12 protein-coding genes are annotated in these 16,581 nt (G+C 60.9%); all 12 read left to right on the plus strand.

What is annotated here, in order from left to right:
- Positions 1-194: 194 nt before the first annotated feature.
- The 12 genes from tssA (at position 195) to tssM (ending at position 16,570) form a co-directional block, all read left to right on the plus strand.
- Positions 195-1,235 (plus strand): type VI secretion system protein TssA, encoded by a 1,041-nt coding sequence (gene tssA, locus A6U86_RS11105; protein ID WP_275507233.1) that lies wholly within the window; start codon positions 195-197, stop codon positions 1,233-1,235.
- Between the two features lie 104 nt (positions 1,236-1,339).
- Complete coding sequence (gene tssB, locus A6U86_RS11110; RefSeq protein ID WP_068390605.1) at positions 1,340-1,852, plus strand: type VI secretion system contractile sheath small subunit; 513 nt, start codon at positions 1,340-1,342, stop codon at positions 1,850-1,852.
- Positions 1,853-1,961: 109 nt separating this feature from the next.
- On the plus strand, positions 1,962-3,440 hold the full coding sequence (gene tssC / locus A6U86_RS11115) for a type VI secretion system contractile sheath large subunit (RefSeq protein ID WP_068390609.1): 1,479 nt from the start codon (positions 1,962-1,964) through the stop codon (positions 3,438-3,440).
- Positions 3,441-3,491: 51 nt separating this feature from the next.
- Positions 3,492-4,895: a type VI secretion system contractile sheath large subunit gene (tssC, locus tag A6U86_RS11120; protein ID WP_083196788.1), complete on the plus strand. Its 1,404-nt coding sequence runs from the start codon at positions 3,492-3,494 to the stop codon at positions 4,893-4,895.
- On the plus strand, positions 4,892-5,719 hold the full coding sequence (locus tag A6U86_RS11125; protein WP_068390612.1) for a type VI secretion system accessory protein TagJ: 828 nt from the start codon (positions 4,892-4,894) through the stop codon (positions 5,717-5,719). The genes tssC (A6U86_RS11120) and A6U86_RS11125 overlap by 4 nt, the downstream gene beginning before the upstream one ends.
- Positions 5,712-6,221, plus strand: coding sequence for a type VI secretion system baseplate subunit TssE (gene tssE / locus A6U86_RS11130; protein WP_068390616.1), 510 nt, complete (start codon positions 5,712-5,714; stop codon positions 6,219-6,221). Before A6U86_RS11125 ends, tssE begins: the two co-directional genes overlap by 8 nt.
- Positions 6,214-7,995 carry a type VI secretion system baseplate subunit TssF gene (tssF, locus tag A6U86_RS11135; protein WP_068390619.1) on the plus strand — a complete coding sequence of 594 codons (1,782 nt, stop codon included), beginning with the start codon at positions 6,214-6,216 and terminating at the stop codon, positions 7,993-7,995. The genes tssE and tssF overlap by 8 nt, the downstream gene beginning before the upstream one ends.
- A gap of 21 nt (positions 7,996-8,016) precedes the next feature.
- A complete protein-coding gene (tssG, locus tag A6U86_RS11140; protein WP_068390622.1) occupies positions 8,017-9,042 on the plus strand; it encodes a type VI secretion system baseplate subunit TssG in 1,026 nt (341 codons plus the stop codon).
- A complete protein-coding gene (locus A6U86_RS11145; protein WP_068390624.1) occupies positions 9,032-10,228 on the plus strand; it encodes an FHA domain-containing protein in 1,197 nt (398 codons plus the stop codon). The genes tssG and A6U86_RS11145 overlap by 11 nt, the downstream gene beginning before the upstream one ends.
- Positions 10,225-11,565 (plus strand): type VI secretion system baseplate subunit TssK, encoded by a 1,341-nt coding sequence (gene tssK / locus A6U86_RS11150; RefSeq protein ID WP_068390627.1) that lies wholly within the window; start codon positions 10,225-10,227, stop codon positions 11,563-11,565. Before A6U86_RS11145 ends, tssK begins: the two co-directional genes overlap by 4 nt.
- Positions 11,562-13,082, plus strand: coding sequence for a type VI secretion system protein TssL, long form (gene tssL, locus A6U86_RS11155; protein WP_068390630.1), 1,521 nt, complete (start codon positions 11,562-11,564; stop codon positions 13,080-13,082). Before tssK ends, tssL begins: the two co-directional genes overlap by 4 nt.
- Positions 13,079-16,570: a type VI secretion system membrane subunit TssM gene (gene tssM / locus A6U86_RS11160; RefSeq protein WP_068390633.1), complete on the plus strand. Its 3,492-nt coding sequence runs from the start codon at positions 13,079-13,081 to the stop codon at positions 16,568-16,570. The genes tssL and tssM overlap by 4 nt, the downstream gene beginning before the upstream one ends.
- Positions 16,571-16,581: the final 11 nt, after the last annotated feature.

Raw genomic sequence — 16,581 nt, forward strand, 5'->3', positions numbered from 1 at the left:
CATGCCGGTCGAACAACTAGGGCGCTTATCCAAATGTGTCCAGACCGCAAACATTAATTTTTTCCGGACTTTCTAATTTCTGATTGTCATAATTCCTTTGCAGAATATACACGGTTGACAATGGAATATATCGACATAACTATCTTGCGCTTGGATGATGTAGTTATAAATTTGGAGTTAAGCCTCTGCTCAATGTGCGAAACATAGAGACTCCATTTGAAGAAAATGCGCCATGTGGAGAAAACATGCGCAGCAATACTTCATTGCGCGAAATATACTACAGAATAAAGGACGCAAGAAACCAGGCGCGCGCTGCAGAACGAGGTATATCACCCGGGGAGAATATTAGTCTTCCACCTGCCTGGTCAGACGTTAGCAATCTGGGATTGCAGATTGTTTCTTCAAAAAGTAAGGATCTCGAAGTATTGGCGTGGCTCGCGGAAGCAGAACTACGTTTGCGCGGTTTTGAAGGATTGAAGGATGTCTACGAGGGAATTGCGTCGCTTTTAGACAAGCATTGGGAGAGATTCCATTCTGTCGGCGAGGACGACATGGAAGAACGCCTGGCGCCTCTCGCAGGGCTGAACGGCGTAGGTGGCGAGGGCACAATCATTCAGGCAATCAGGCTTACTCCGCTCGTGCCTGGCATGAAATTCGGCCAGTTTTCGCTTTGGGATTTCCAGCTTTCACAACGACCTAACGAGACCAGACGGCGCGATGAACTGAACCAGGCCGTCATCGTGGCCGGCACTGCCGCCATGAGCTCCCACCTCGAACACCTCAGCGGCTGCCTCGTCGCTTTTGACCGCCTTGTGGCGATCCTGAACGAGCGCTGCGGCGCGATGGCGCCGCCCAGCTCCAACACGCATAACGTCCTGCATGAAGCCGCATCGGCGCTTCGCGCTCTTGCCGGTATCGAGGCTCACACGGTCGAAGACGGAGTTGCGCCACAGGCGCCGGCAGGTGGGGGTGAACCGGCTCAGATACTTCCACGCACCCTCAATGCCGAAACGATAGGATCCCGCGAGGAGGCGTTCGAGCTCATGCTTGCCGTTGCGCGCTACTTCCGCCGCACGGAGCCGCACTCCCCGATCTCAATGGCGATCGAGACGATGGTGCGGCGGGGACGCATGGATTTCTCTGAGTTGCTGGCCGAATTGCTACCCGAACAACAAACCCGAAACGCCGTGCTGACGGCGGCTGGAATCCAGCCAAAGTCCAACAAGGGTGGCTGACGGACACAACCAATTTTGAACTTTTTGCAACCAGCTCTTCCCAAAGTCGAGTTGTGCCACATGTGAAAAGCAAGTTTGCCCGCTTGGGATTGAAGGAGAAGCTTATGGCAAGTGTTCATGAAAAACTGGAGCGAGTACGCAAGCCGAGGGTCCACATCAAGTACGAAGTGGAGACCGAAGGCGCCATGGTCGTGAAGGAATTACCCTTCGTCGTCGGCGTGCTCGGTGATTTCTCCGGCAATCCGACCCAGCCGCTGAAACCATTCGGCGAACGCAAGTTCGTGCAGATCGATCGCGACAATTTCGACGATGTCATGCGCCGCATGACGCCTGGTTTGAACATATCGGTCGAAAACACGCTGCAAGGCGATGGTTCGCAACTGCCCGTCTCGCTCAAGTTCGAGAGCATGGACGATTTCGAGCCCGGCTCGGTCGTCAACCAGGTCCCCGCGCTGAAGGCGCTGCTGGACGCCCGCAACCAGCTTCGAGACCTGATGAGCAAGGCCGACCGCTCGGAAGAGCTGGAACGACTGCTCGAGGAAGTCCTGCAAAACAAGGCGGATCTCTCGAAGCTGATGTCCGAGCTCGGTGTGGAAGAAAAGCCCGCCGCCAGCTGATTGCCATCACGATCCGCCTGTCGGGTCGTTCAGTTCTGTTTCAAGCAGCCGGTAGCGGCAAGCGCGCAAGCCTCACCGATATCGCTGCATCTTCCGTAAGGATCGAAAAATGAGCGCTGAAAGCCAATTGAAGACCAAAGAGGCCGAGTTTGCGCCGGCAGAGGATCTTCTGACGCAAATCGTTTCCGCCACCCGGCAAACCGAACCGGATCGCGCACAGGATCTGTTGAGGACGCTGACGGACCAGGCTCTGAAGGGCACCGTCACCTACGACCGCAACCTGACGGTAACCCTCAACAACGCCATAGCCGAGCTCGATCGGAAGATTTCCCGGCAGCTCGCGGCGATCATGCAGTCGCCGGAATTTGCCAAGCTGGAAGGCAGCTGGCGTGGATTGAACTATCTGGTCAAGAACAGCGAGACCAGCGTCAATCTGAAGATCCGCGTCCTGAACGCATCCAAGCGCGATGTCTCGAAGGATCTGGCAAAGGCCGTGGAATTCGATCAGTCGCGGCTCTTCAAGTCGATCTACGAAGATGAATTCGGTACACCGGGTGGCGAGCCCATGGGCGCGCTGATCGGCGACTACGAATTCGACAACTCTTTCGACGACGTGCAGACCTTGCAGGCCATCTCGTCGATCGCGGCAGCCGCCTTCGCCCCCTTCATTTCAGCCGCAAGCCCCCGCATGTTCGGCTTCGACGATTATCGTGAGCTTGCCCGTCCGCGCGATCTCGAAAAGATCTTCGAGACGGTGGAATACGCCAAGTGGCGCAGCCTGCGCGATAGCGAAGATTCGCGTTTCGTCACGCTTGCGCTTCCCCGCGTTCTCGCCCGCATGCCCTACGGCCCGAAGACCAATCCGATCGATGACTTCGGCTTCGACGAGACCGAACATTCCAAGACCGGAGAACTCGAGCACAATTCCTACTGCTGGATGAACGCATCCTACGTCATGGGAACCCGGTTGACCGACGCATTCGCCCAGAGCGGCTGGTGCACCGCGATCCGTGGCGCCGAAAATGGCGGCAAGGTCGAAAATCTGCCGATGCACATCTTTTCGAGCGATGATGGCGACCTGGATCTCAAGTGCCCGACCGAAGTCGGCATTACCGACCGCCGCGACGCCGAACTCGGCAAGCTCGGCTTCCTGCCGCTCTGCCACTACAAGAACACCGACTATGCCGTGTTCTTCGGCGCCCAGACCACGCATAAGCCGAAGCTCTACGACAAGCCGGAGGCGACAGCCAACGCCGCTGTCTCCGCTCGCCTGCCTTACATGATGGCGACGTCGCGCTTTGCCCACTATCTCAAGGTGATGGGCCGCGACAAGATCGGCTCCTTCATGGAAGCCGAGGACTGCGAAAACTGGCTCAATCGCTGGATTTCGAACTATGTCAACGCCAATGACGACGCAGGCGAGGAATCGCGCGCCAAATATCCGTTGCGCGACGCCAAGGTGACGGTCCAGGAGGTTCCCGGCAAGCCCGGCTCCTACAATGCCGTCGCCTGGATGCGACCTTGGCTCCAGATGGAAGAGTTGACCACTTCGCTGCGAATGGTCGCCCGCATTCCGAGCAAGAACTAAGGGGAGACCGCGCGGCGGCTACCAGCCGTCCGCGCGCCTTCAGTCAGCCACATGATCGCGACGACGATGGAATCGAGAGCCGCCTGGCCCCGTCAGGTGCATCGCGTGATCGCTATGATCGACGATGCCCTGAACCGGCAGGTCAATGCCATCCTGCATCACCCCGAATTCCAGGCGATGGAAGCGCGGTGGCGCGGGCTCGACATGCTCGTACATCAAACTGGGCAGTCGGAAGAGGTCAAGATCAAGCTGTTGAGCGTCAGCTGGGCGCAGCTGTCGCGGCATCTTGAACGCACCACCGATTTCGATCAGAGCCATCTTTTCGAGCTGATCTACAGCCGCGAATTCGGCATGCCCGGCGGCGAGCCTTTCGGTCTTTTGGTCGGTGACTACGAGCTCTCGCCCCAGGATCCGAATGGCGGCGACACGATCGGTGCGCTGACCCAAATCGGCATGGCCGCAGCGGCCGCCTTCTGCCCTTTCATCGCTGCCGCGTCACCGCAGGCGATCGGCCTCAACGACTTCAACGAATTGAACCGCGTCCAGGACTTTTCCTGGCTTGCCTATGATCCGACGCGCATTCGCTGGAACGGACTTCGCGCGCGTGAAGACTCGCGTTTTCTGGGGCTGGTCGCCCCTCGTGTCCTCATGCGCTCGCCCTATGAGGCATTTTCACGCGATCGCTACGATCAGTTTCCGTTCCGCGAAAACATAGCTGCCGATGGCGGCAGTCTGTTATGGGGCAACGGCGCCTTCGCCTTTGCGATGATCGTCATCCGCAACTTCGTCGAATCCGGATGGTTTGCAGATATTCGAGGCGTTACCCAGGATGCAGTCGACGGTGGCCTGCTGAGTGCGCAGGAACTGGCGCCATATGACCTTGGAACGGAAAGCCATGGTCTTTCGGAACAGGCGCCGGTCGAAATACGCCTGACCAATACGCAAGAGCAGCAACTCTGCGAACTCGGGCTCGTGCCGGTCGCAACCACCTACCTCTCCTCCTCGGTAATCTTCAATTCCAATCAGTCACTACACGCGCCGCCGCATTATTCGAGCGAGCAGGCGCGGCAGAACGCCCGCATCGCCGCCATGCTGCAATATGTGCTCTGCGCTTCCCGGTTCTCGCACTACCTCAAGGTCATCATGCGCGATGAGATCGGCCGGCTTGCCGATACCGCCTCGATCGAACGCAAGCTCAATGACTGGCTGTCCAGCTATACGCTCGGCAACGACGATGCCGACGTGCCGTTGCGCGTGCGGTTCCCATTGCGTTCAGCCGGCATCACCGTCGATGAAATTCCCGGCAAGCCCGGCATGTTTGCCTGCACCGTGCGGCTACAGCCGCATTTCCAGCTCGACGATGTATCCACCAGTTTTCATCTCGTCGCGGAGACAGCGAATTCGACAGTTGCGCTCTCCCGTCCCGCAAACGTGCCGCAAAGGATGTCTGCATGACCCTCTCCGCCAAGATCGCCGAAGCACTAAGTGAAAACGCCCTCGATGAGGCGATCGAGCTGGCGAAGGCACACGTGAAGACGGCGCCCAGCGACAAGGACGCCAGGTACCTTTTCATCGACCTGCTGATCCTTTCCGGCGACTATGCGCGCGCTGATGCCCAATGCAATCTCGCTGCCACCTTCGCGCCGGAAGATACGATGGGCTTTGCGCTGTTGCGCAATCAACTGCGGGCGATGGCAGCCCGATCGGCATGGTTCGATACCGCGGCGGCGCCGGACTTTCCAAACGGCCCGACTGCGCTTGACCAAGCTGCATTGAAAGTCGCAGTCGCGCATCGCGATGGCTCGAAGGATGCTGCCGCTGAGCTTCAATCCCTGGAAGAGATCCGGGGTGAACGGCCGATGAGCTGGAACGGCCGGCCGGTTTCCGATTTTCGCGATCTTGACGACCGCATCCCCCATGCGCTTGAAGTGATCATGACCGGCGGGGCTTATCTCTGGATCGACTTTTCCCGGCTCGCCGCCCTTCGCGTCGAGCCGATCTCGCGGCCCCGTGACCTTGCTTTCCGCTCGGCAGAACTGGAACTTGTCGACGGCGCCGTTGCTACGGTTCTCCTGCCGGCAATCTATCACGGAACGACGGGCGCCAGGCTGCTGCTGGGCCGCGAAACCGAATGGATCGACGAGCCGACCGGTATTACGACCGGACGCGGCCAGAAATGTTTCCTGGCGGGGGACGACGTCATCTCCTTCCACGAACTGGAGACGCTGGAAGCCGTGTCGCTTGATGCCGACCAGACAAGGCGCGCCGCCCATGGCTGATCCGCTCGAACGCTACCGACCCCGGGAACGGATCGTCGCCAGATCGATCATCGATCGGCTGATCGACGAAAACCCGGATCGATTGCAGGACCCGCCACTGACATCGGCCGAACAGCTGCGTGAGTTGCGCGAATGCATTCGCCGCGACTTGGAAGCGCTGCTCAATACGCGCCGCCGGCCGACCGCTCCGCCATCGATCCATGAGGAACTCGGCGATGCCCTGGTTTCGTTCGGCGTCGATGGCATGGTGTCGGCGAACCTCGTCACCGACGAGGCCAAAACCCGCCTCGCCAGACTGATCGAGCGGCGGATCGCGCTTTTCGAGACACGTCTTTCGGACGTGCGCGTCAGCATCCTGAAAAGCCGCGGCAATGGCGAACGCGCCTTGCGCATGCGTATCCAGGCGACGTTTCGCGTGCACGAGGGCATGCCGCCGATCAGCTTTGAATCGACGATTGATCCATCGACCCAGCGCTTTCTGGTGGAGGCCGGCAATGGCTGACGGTTTCCTGCAGCGATACAATGACGAACTCGCTGCCATCCGTCGCCGCGCGGCGCGTTTCGCCGATGCTTTCCCGAAAATCGCCGGCCGGCTACGCGTGACCGGCGAGGTGGCCGACGATCCCCATGTCGAGCGGTTGATCCAGAGCTTTGCCTATTCGGCCGCCCGTGTACGCCAGAAACTCGACGACGAGTTCCCGGAACTGACGGACGGCCTGCTCGAAACCCTCTACCCGCATTATCTGGCGCCGCTGCCCTCGATGAGCATCGTGCGCTTGGCGCCGAGCAACACGCTCGCCTCAGTGCAGACGGTTCCCCGCCACACAGAGATCTTCGCCGAGCCGATCGGCGGCGAGAGCTGCCGTTTTCGCACTACGCAGGATACGGATGTTGCGCCGATTGAAATCGTCTCGGCTTCGTTGACGGGTCATCCGATCAGCGCGCCACCCTCACCGCATGCAGGGGCGGCCGGTTGCCTGCGTCTTTCGATCCGCCCGCGCGACACGAACAAGTCCATCAGTGAAATCGGCCTTGATCGGCTCAGACTGCATATTGCCTCCTCCTGGCAGCAGGCGGTGGCCATCCACGAGTTGCTCGCCAACCATACGCTCGGCATCGCGCTTGCCCGACATGCCGATGATCGTGCTCCCGTGATGCTGCCGGCGAAAGCGCTTCGGCCGAGAGGCTTCGACCCGGATGAAGCCATACTGCCTTACCCGACATCGAGCTTCGCCGGCTATCGATTGCTCACGGAATTCTTCGCTCTGCCGCAGAAATTCCTCTTCATCGACATTACCGGGCTGAAGGCCTGGGACGGCGAGACGCTGGAGATCTTCATCTATCTCGACGAAACCAGCATAAAGCTGGAGCGGACGCTTTCGGCCCGCGATTTCGTGCTCAATGCGACGCCGGTGGTCAATATCTTCCGCCAGACCTGCGAACCCCTGGCCCTTAACGGCACGCGCACGGAATATCGCGTGCTGCCGGACGCCAGACGGCAAAAGACGCGTGAGATCTACACGATTGAAAACGTGCTCGTCTCAGGGCGCACCGGCGAGGAGGAGCAGTGCCAGCCCTTCTTCGGCCGCAGCCTGAAAGGCGGAGCCTCGTCGCTATTCTGGCAATGTGCGCGGCGCTTCGACGCCGATGACGGCACCTCGGACATGGAAATCGCCTTTGTCGATCGCGCAAGGCGGCCGGCCGGGTCCATTGACAAGATCGCCAGCATCGATGCGCTCTGCCTCAATCGTGAGCTTCCCGAACAGCTGCCGTTCGGCGGCGGCCACCCCTATCTGCAGCTTGCCTCCGGCAGCGAAGCGGTTGGCACTGTCGAAGCGCTGATGGCCCCTACCCCCTCGGTACGGATGAGCGAACAACAGGGACGCAACTGGCGGCTCATGTCGCATCTGCAGCTCAACCATCTCTCGATTTTCGACAATGATGGTGCAGCGCTGAAGGACATCCTGGCTCTTTACGCCTTCCGCGACAGCCGCGAGACACGGCAACTTGCCGACGCATTGGTGCGGATCGAGGCGAAGAGCTCGATGGCCCGCCTCGGCAGCGGCGGCATGGTCCCCGGCACCGATATCCGGCTGGAATTCGACCCCTCGGCAATTGACAGGCCCTCGGCCTATCTCTTCGGCAGTGTTCTCGACCGTTTTTTCGGGCTTTACACCTCGATCAACAGTTTCACCCGTCTCTCCATTTCGATGAAGGGACAATCCAAGCCGATCGCCGTTTGGCCGGCGCGCGCCGCCGAACGGCCGCTGCTTTGATGAAAGGACGATCTTAGGACGATGGATCAGATGCGGCCGAGTGACAGTGAAATGCTTGCATCGCTGCTCGAACGCGACCCCGGTCGCTTCGAGCCGACGACGGCATTCCGCGTGGCTCAGGAATCGGCCGGAGATCATCTCTCGGTTTCGTCGCCGGTCGGCGTCTCGCCGACGCCGCTCGCCGTCAACGACTTCAGCCGCAAAGGCAAAGGCGCATCGCTGCGTGCCAGCATGGCCGGATTGCTCGGCCCGCTCGGCGCGATGCCGCCGAGCTACAACGAGCTCGTCATGCGCGAAGAGCGCAACCGTGCCCACGGGCTTGCGAGCTTCTTCGATATCTTCACCGCCCGCCTCACCGAACTTTTCGTCGATGCGAGCGAGAAATATCGCCTCGCCCGCAGACTGCGATGGAACCCGGGCAGAAGCGGCAACACCTTCATATCAACGCTTTTCGCCCTCTCAGGCTTCGGCACTGCACGGCTGAAGGAGCGAGTTCGACCCGACGATGAGCTCATCCTCAGATTTTCCGGCTTCTTTGCGGCTCGCACCCGCAATGCGGTCAATCTGCAGGCCATGCTGCGCGAATTCAGCGGACTACCCGTGGCGATAGAATTGTTCAAGGGCCGTTGGCTTTCCATCCCCGTCGATGAACGCAGCCGCATGGGCCAGCCGCAAGGAGTGCAGCTCGGCGTAAATGCTACAGCGGGAACGGCAATCCATGATTTCGGCGGCAGTTTCCGCGTGGTGCTTGGACCGGTCGATTACGAAGACTATCGAGCGCTCTCACCCGGCGGCAGCAATATCGACGCGCTTTTCGCGCTGACGCGTCTCTTTGTCGGCCCGACGCTCGATTTCGATATTCAGGTCGTGCTGAAGAAGGAGCATATCCCCTTCTGCAAGCTGGGCGAGGATGGTGATCCGCCGAGGCTCGGTTGGAACAGCTGGGCGCGCGTCGCCGCAGCCGAAAGCGACAGCGGCGATGCGATCATCGCCGAACCACGCTCCGCTCGCGGGCTGTCACACGCAGGAGGCGCCCATGCGGCTTGAGCTGCGTCAGATCGCCGGCGACGGCGGCAGCAAGGGATGGTTCTTCGAACGCGGCAAGCGCACGCTCGGCCGCTCGCCCGATTGCGACTGGCAGGTCGAAGACCCAGGCCGCCTGGTGTCGAAGATTCACTGCGTGATAGAGCGCGACCGCGCCGGCTTTCTGCTGCGCGATCAAAGTGCCAACGGCACTCGGGTCGATAGCGTCATGATCATGGAAGGTGAGACTGCGAGACTTGCAAACAAGTCGAAGATCGCATTCGGCGAAATATCCTTCCATGTCGCCATCAGCGGCGAGGCCGATCGCGATATAGAGGATCCGGCCGCCGACCTGCACCTCAGCGACGAAACGATGACCATCTCCTCGATCCTCGCTGATGTCGCGCCCGGCGGCGGCACGGCAAATGGCATACTCGGCCATCGCGGCGGAGAAGACTGGATCGCGGCTATTCCGCAATCGACGCGAAAGGACAAGCAGTCGAGCCGCAATATCGATGTCGGCTGGAACGGTCCGCCTGATATCGATGGTATCAAGCCGGTACTCCCTGACGACTGGAACGCGGATTTCGGCCTCGGCAGCCAATTGGAGCATGGTGCTGCGACACACGTCTCCGTGGCCGTTGCACGCAGCGCAGCCGGTCGCGATGCCCCGGATGCGACGAAGGCAATTATTCCCGCAAACGACATCAAAGCGGCAGAAGACACAGGTTTCGACCAGCGAGATGAAACCCTGTTGCTGTCCGACGACCCGCTCCAGCAGTTTGAAGTCCTTGTCGACATGCTAGAGCAGACCCTCACCGATGAAGCGGCGCTCCTTGGCATCGAAGATGACCATGTTCATTCGTCTGCATCGCTCTTCAGCCGGGAGCGAGCCGAGCAACTCACGGATCGGCTGCGAACACTCATCGCCAGGCAATCCGCCCTGAATGCCGGCCTTGAAAATCTCCTTGGCGAAGCCAGTCGTCTATTCGAGCCCCGCATGATCGAGGCGCAGGTCGATGCCGGCTCCCGCAAGGGGATTTGGCGCGGTGGCCGCGACTATTGGAAGGCCTATCAGACCCGGTTCGAACGAGATGGCAAGCGCATTTCCGTCCGCGATCTGCTGACGGAAGCCGGACGCGCCCCGGCGGATCGTCAGGGTGAGCAGGACATCAGCACCATTGCAGAGAGGACGGGCAACACCCGATGAAGAACGAGAATCGAGTGGCATGGAGCGAGGGCATGTTCCTTCGCGTACAGCACTTCCAGCAAGCCGACCGCTGGACGGAGCGGCTTGTGCGGACGACCGCGCGCGGATTGGCGCCCTATCCCTGGGGCATCGCTGAAATCGGCATCGACCGCAGCGCGCTCGCCATCGGCCAATTCGCGCTGTCGAACCTGCGTGGCATCCTGCCCGACGGCACGCCGTTCGAAGCGCCCATCGACGCGGACCTGCCACCACCGCTCGATCTGGACGACAGCACCAAGAATGCCATCGTCTATCTCGCACTGCCGGCGCGTCAGCCCGGCAAGGCGGATGTCGCCCACAATGGCAGCGCCATGCGCAACAGCGTTCGCATCACCGCCTCCCAATATGAGGCGCCGGATTCCAATATAGAAACCGACTTCATGGCACCCATCGATGTCGGTCGCCTGAGCCTGCGCTACCTGAAAACCGGCGACGAGCTCGCCGGCTACGAGTTGATTGGCCTTGCCCGCATCATCGAGGTGCGTTCGGACAGAGCAGTCATTCTGGATCCTGACTATATTGCGCCCTGCCTCAACTGCGCCGCCGAAGCGCGGCTGAACGAGCTGGTTACCGAACTGCTCGGCATCGTGCGGCATCGCGCCGAGGCGATTGCCGAACGCATCGGAGATCCCACTGTGCGTGGCACCGCGGAAGTGGGCGACTACTTTCTTCTACACATCCTCAATCGCGCCGATCCGATGCTGCGCCACATTGCGGCCAATGCAGCGAGGATGCATCCGATGGCCTTCTATGAGCAATGTATCGAGCTTGCCGGAGAGCTTGCGACCTTTACCACCGACAGCAAGCGGGCGAGCGACTTCCCGCCCTATCGTCACGACGATCTGAAGGCGACGTTTGCAGCTGTCTTCAACGATTTGCGCGCCTCCCTTTCCGCAGTGTTGGAGCAGGCCGCGGTTTCCATCGAGCTTATCGAGCGGCGTCACGACGTCCGCGTCGGTACCATCAACGATCGTTCGCTGCTCAAGGATGCCGGCTTCGTTCTTGCCGTGCGCGCCGAGATGTCGGCCGAGGACGTCAGGCGCAAGTTGCCGTCGCAGATCAAGGTCGGCCCTGTCGAGCGGATCGCCGAACTCGTCAACGTGGCGCTGCCCGGTATTCCGGTCCGTCCGCTACCGGTCTTGCCGCGGCAGCTGCCCTATCGATCCGGAACGATCTATTTCGAACTCGATACGAAGAATCCGCTTTGGAAACAGCTTGATACCTCCGGCGCGATCGCCCTGCATCTTGCCGGCGACTTCCCTGGCCTGGAGATGGAACTGTGGGCTCTCAGAGAATGAACACACCACGATCGACACCATGGCACGAGCTGCCGACCATCATCGAGCTGACCGACGGCGGCACCAAGAAGAATGAGGCCGCCCAAAAGCTGGCCGACCTTCTGGATGACGAACTCGATCAGCAGGCTGGGGATACGCCCGGCGGCTGGTCGGTCGATACCTTGATCCGCAACTTCCGTTTTGGCGGCGAGGACGTTCCGACTATCGTGCGCTCGGCCGCCCCATTGCTGAATCTCGCCCATAGTCTCCGCAATACCGAGGAACAGCCTGATATCGCCGAATTGCGTCGCGTAACGATCGAGGCCGTCGGACGCTATGAGCGCGATCTCGCCAGCGCCCGCATCAGTCCGGAGCGGGCGCGCGCCGCCCATTATGTGGTCTGCGCGACCATCGACGACGTCGTGCTGAGCAAGCGCTGGGGCGTGCGCGCCGGCTGGGCGCGCTCCGGCCTCGTCTCCACCTTCCACATGGATGTCACCGGCGGCGACCGGGTGTTCGATCTCCTCGATCACTTCCAGCAAAGCCCGGGCACCAACAAGGACCTGTTGCTCCTTATATATTTATGCCTGTCTCTGGCCTTCGAAGGTCGGACACGCGTTTCGCCGCGCGGCTCTCTGGAGCTCGGGCGCATTCGCGACAGTCTCTATAAGACATTGCTCGGCCAGTATGGTGTCTTCGAACGCGAGCTGTCGCCGCACTGGCGCGGCGTTTCCGCCCGGCACAAGCCGCTGCGCACCGCCGTCGCGCTATGGACTGTTCTTTCCGTCCTCGCGCTGCTGTTTGCGCTCGGCTACATGTTCTTCACGCTGTCGCTCAACCAGGCCTCGGATGCGACCTTCGAGCGCCTGGCAAATCTGCCGCCGCGCGACATGCCAAGCCTGCTGATCGAGACGCCGAAACCCAAGGAGGTGGTCGTCGAGGCTCCACCGCCGCAGAAAAAGCAGCCTGAAACGCCCCCGCCGGCGGTCAAGCCGGCTCCGAGCCCGCTCGACAATCTGCTGGCTTTCCTGCAGCCCGAAGTCGACCGCAAGCTCGTCACCCTTTCGAACTCCAACGGGCGCCTCTTGGTGCGCATCAACAATTCCGGGCTCTTCGACACCGGCAGCGCCGAGGTCAGCGACCGGTTCCGCGATCTCCTGCAGCGCATCGGCGGGGCTCTCGCCTCGGAGAAGTTCCGCGCGGTGGTCATCGGCTATACCGACAATGTGCCGATCCGCACGACACAATTCCCGTCGAACTGGCACCTCTCCGAGGCCCGAGCCCGCGCGGTCGGCGATATCCTGGCCGCCTATACCGGCAAGGATGCGATCCTGACGGAAGGGCGCGCCGACAGCGATCCGCTGGCAAGCAACGAGACGCCGGAAGGACGCGAAACCAATCGCCGCACCGAAATCCTCGTGCTGACCGATCCGACGCAACGGCTTGGTGATGCCGCCCTCAATCCGCAGGCGACGACTGGGCCGGCGGGTGACAACCCGAGCGCTGCACCGGCAGCAACGACGGGAGCCGCACGATGAACCCGCTCGGCATATTCTACACGCTTCGCTCCTACGTCTCGGTCTATGCCGGCCTTCTCGGCCAGCGTTTCATCTCGCTCATCTGGGTCGCGGCCATCTGCGTCCTCATCTGGTTTTACGGCTACACGCTCGGCTACGGCACCTTCAAGCCGCTGGCGACAGTCAATGCCCGCCTGATCGCGATCGGCGTGGTCATCGCAGTCTGGCTCGCCTATCTGTTGATCGCACGGCTGCGCGCCCGCAAGCGGGACAACGCGCTTGTGGACGGCATCAGCGATGATGCGGCCAGCCAGCAGGCAGAAGTTGGAGAAATCCACAGCCGCCTCAAGGAAGCCCTGCTGCTGCTGCGCCGCATCAGCAAGAAGCGCTTCGGCTATATTTACGAACTTCCCTGGTATGTGATCTTTGGCGCTCCCGGCTCCGGAAAGACCACGGCGCTGACCAATTCGGGATTGAAGTTTCCGCTTGGCGATGCCATCGGAAGCAACTCCGTTCAAGGCGTCGGCGGCACCCGCAACTGCAATTGGTGGTTCGCCGATGAGGCAATCCTCATCGATACGGCCGGCCGTTACACGACCCAGGATGATTTGAACGGCGCGTCGAAGGCTGGCTGGGAAGGCTTTCTCGGCCTGCTCAGGAAATACCGCCGGTCGCAGCCAATCAACGGCGCCCTCGTCACGCTGTCGATCGGCGATCTCCTCAGCCGCGATCATGAGGCACAGCTCGATGAAGTGCGCTCCATCCGCAAGCGCCTGTCGGAACTCGACGAATTTCTGCAGGCGCGAGTGCCGGTCTATGTCATTCTGACAAAGGCGGACCTTTTGACCGGTTTCGTCGAGTTTTTTGACGGACTTGCAAAGACCGATCGCGAACAGGTCTGGGGTACGACATTCAATCTCGATGAGAGCTACAAGGGCGAAAATCTGCCCGAACGTTTCATGGAGGAATTCGCGCTTCTGCAGCAACGCGTCGATGCGATGCTGATCGAGCGCCTGCAGCAGGAACCGAACATCGAGGTTCGCGGCCGGATATTCCGTTTCCCCGCCGAGCTTGCTGCCCTTGGCGAACGGCTGCAAGAGGTGCTCGGCGAACTCTGCTCTTCGTCGAGCCTGATCGAAGCCCCGCTGATGCGCGGTGTCTATTTTGCCTCCGGCACGCAAGGCAGGGAGGCTGCAGCCGAGGCGCCGCGCATGCGCCGCAGCTATTTCCTCTCGCGCCTCTTCAAGGAGGTCATATTCGGCGAAGCATCGCTGGTTGCGCGCGACAGACGCCTGTCCGGCCGTCAGGCGATGATCCGGCGCGTTGCCTATGGTGTGGCCGCAGTGGCGCTCGCAATCGTCTTCACCGGCTGGACAGCCACCTATTTCCAGAATTCCCGCGCGATTGCCGCCGCCGAGCGGCGCATCGACAATTACGAGAAGCTGGCAAACGGCATTCCGGTGCGCGACGTCACCGATGCCGACTTCCTTCGTGTCCTGCCCGCTCTCGACAATCTTCGCGCCGTGACCGGCGGTTTCGACGAAGCGAGGATCTGGCCGACAAGTTTCGGCCTGGATCAGGAGGACAAGATCGCCAGCCGCCAGCGCATCGCCTATCAGCGTGCCCTGAATTCCCTCCTGTTGCCGCGCATGCTGGTGGAGCTTCAAAAGGAACTCAAGCAGCCTTCAGATGTCCAAAGGACCTTCGACAGCCTAAAGCTCTACGGGATGCTCGGCGGATTAGGTCCCCTCGACAAGGATTTCGTCTCGCAGCAGGCAGAAGATATGTTTGCCACGCTCTATCCGGGCGAAGGACGCGCCGCCGTTCGCAAGGCGCTCGTTACGCATGTCGATGCGATGGCCACGGGCAATCTGCCGGCAATCGAGCTGGACAACACTTTGATTGCCAAGGCACGCGACACCATTCGCCCGCAAAGCCTGGCATCGCGCACTTACGACATTCTCACCCATTCCCGCCAGGCCCGACAGCTTGATCCCTGGATCCCCGCCGACGCCTTGGGTCCGCTCGGTGCGCAGGTGTTCCAGAGAAAATCGAAAGCAGCGCTCCGTGACGGTATCGCCGGAATCTTCACCGGCAAGGGCTATCGCACAGTCGTGCTGCCGGACGCCGAAGCGGCGGCATCGGAAGCGCTCAAGGAGCAATGGGTGCGGGGCGATGCCGGCGGCAACCCAACCGGAATGACTACAGACGCCATCGCCCAGGCCGCATTGCAGCTTTATTTCGATACATTCCAGCAACGCTGGTCGACGCTGCTCGCCGACCTGCAGGTGCGCCCCTCCAAGGATCTTGCAGACGCAACCGAAACAGCGAGGATCCTGGCGGCAAATCCAAGTCCTATCGAGATGGTGCTGAAATCCATCGCGACGGCTACGGATCTGCGTCCGGCCGGCGTGACTGAGGTCGCGTCGCTCGGCGACACTCCGGATGCAGCACTTGCATCGGCATCCACAAATGTCGCCAACACGCCAGATCCCTATGGACCGTTGCGCGCAGCGCTCGAGGTGAGCGGCAACAATACACAGGCCGCGCCTCAGGGCGACAATGCGAATGGAGCAAGCAGCAAGCCTCGCTCGCAGATCCAGAGCCTTCAGCCGATCCTGCAAAATATCTATGGCCAGCTATCGCGCGCCGCCATATCGACGGCAGAGGTCGCCCGCGTCTTCGATGCCGGTGGCCAGCTTGCCAACGCCAATCAGGACCTGTTGCAACAGGCCCGGGGCCTGCCGGCGCCGGCCGATGCCTGGATGGTGGCAACTGCCGCCGATATCGGATCCCTTGCAGTCAAGACGGCCCGCGCTCGCATCAACGACCTCTGGGCCACGGAAGGTGCCGATCTCTGCGCCCGCATCGTCACCGGCCGCTATCCCTTCGATCGAAAGTCGAGCCAGGATATTGCCATGGCGGATTTCGTGCGTCTCTTCGGTCCTCAGGGCCTGTTCCAGACGTTCTTCAAGAATCGCCTGGATGCGTTCATCGACACCAGCGCACAGCCATGGGGCTGGCGCGGCACCTTCGGCGGCGACAGCATTCCGAGCCAGGCAATCGCGCAGTTCGAAAATGCCAACAAGATCGAACGCGCCTTCTTCCCAGCCGGAAGCGAGAAACCGGCGATTTCGATCAACGTGAAGCCGGTATCCCTGTCGGATTCGGCCAATGCCGTGATGATGGAGATCGAGGGTGAGCGTGTGGTCTACTTCCACGGGCCGATCCAATCGAAATCCATAGGTTGGCCGGCTACCAACGCCGATAATCAATCGCGCATCGCGTTTCTGCCCGGTGGCTGGCAGGAAGCCATGACGCAGAGCGGTGATTGGTCTCCCTTCCGCCTGTTCGACGCTGCAAAGGTGACGGTCGAAGGACCCGATCTTTTCAGGGCACGCTTCGAGAACGACGGTCGAGCGGCGGAGTTCGATGTGCAGTTCGGCTCGGTTCTCAATCCATTCCGGCTGCAGGCATTGTCCGACTTCAGCTGCCCGGCGCAATTTTGACGGTTGTCTCG

Source organism: Rhizobium sp. AC27/96, assembly GCF_001692325.1.
GTDB lineage: Bacteria > Pseudomonadota > Alphaproteobacteria > Rhizobiales > Rhizobiaceae > Rhizobium.

What these genes read in the sequence shown, in the direction of transcription:
- tssB (WP_068390605.1), top strand. Translation starts at nt 1,340, where the DNA reads ATGGCAAGTGTTCATGAAAAACTGGAGCGAGTACGCAAGCCGAGGGTC.
- tssC (WP_083196788.1), top strand. Translation starts at nt 3,492, where the DNA reads ATGATCGCGACGACGATGGAATCGAGAGCCGCCTGGCCCCGTCAGGTG.
- tssC (WP_068390609.1), top strand. Translation starts at nt 1,962, where the DNA reads ATGAGCGCTGAAAGCCAATTGAAGACCAAAGAGGCCGAGTTTGCGCCG.
- tssF (WP_068390619.1), top strand. Translation starts at nt 6,214, where the DNA reads ATGGCTGACGGTTTCCTGCAGCGATACAATGACGAACTCGCTGCCATC.
- tssM (WP_068390633.1), top strand. Translation starts at nt 13,079, where the DNA reads ATGAACCCGCTCGGCATATTCTACACGCTTCGCTCCTACGTCTCGGTC.
- tssK (WP_068390627.1), top strand. Translation starts at nt 10,225, where the DNA reads ATGAAGAACGAGAATCGAGTGGCATGGAGCGAGGGCATGTTCCTTCGC.
- tssG (WP_068390622.1), top strand. Translation starts at nt 8,017, where the DNA reads ATGGATCAGATGCGGCCGAGTGACAGTGAAATGCTTGCATCGCTGCTC.
- tssL (WP_068390630.1), top strand. Translation starts at nt 11,562, where the DNA reads ATGAACACACCACGATCGACACCATGGCACGAGCTGCCGACCATCATC.
- A6U86_RS11125 (WP_068390612.1), top strand. Translation starts at nt 4,892, where the DNA reads ATGACCCTCTCCGCCAAGATCGCCGAAGCACTAAGTGAAAACGCCCTC.
- A6U86_RS11145 (WP_068390624.1), top strand. Translation starts at nt 9,032, where the DNA reads ATGCGGCTTGAGCTGCGTCAGATCGCCGGCGACGGCGGCAGCAAGGGA.
- tssE (WP_068390616.1), top strand. Translation starts at nt 5,712, where the DNA reads ATGGCTGATCCGCTCGAACGCTACCGACCCCGGGAACGGATCGTCGCC.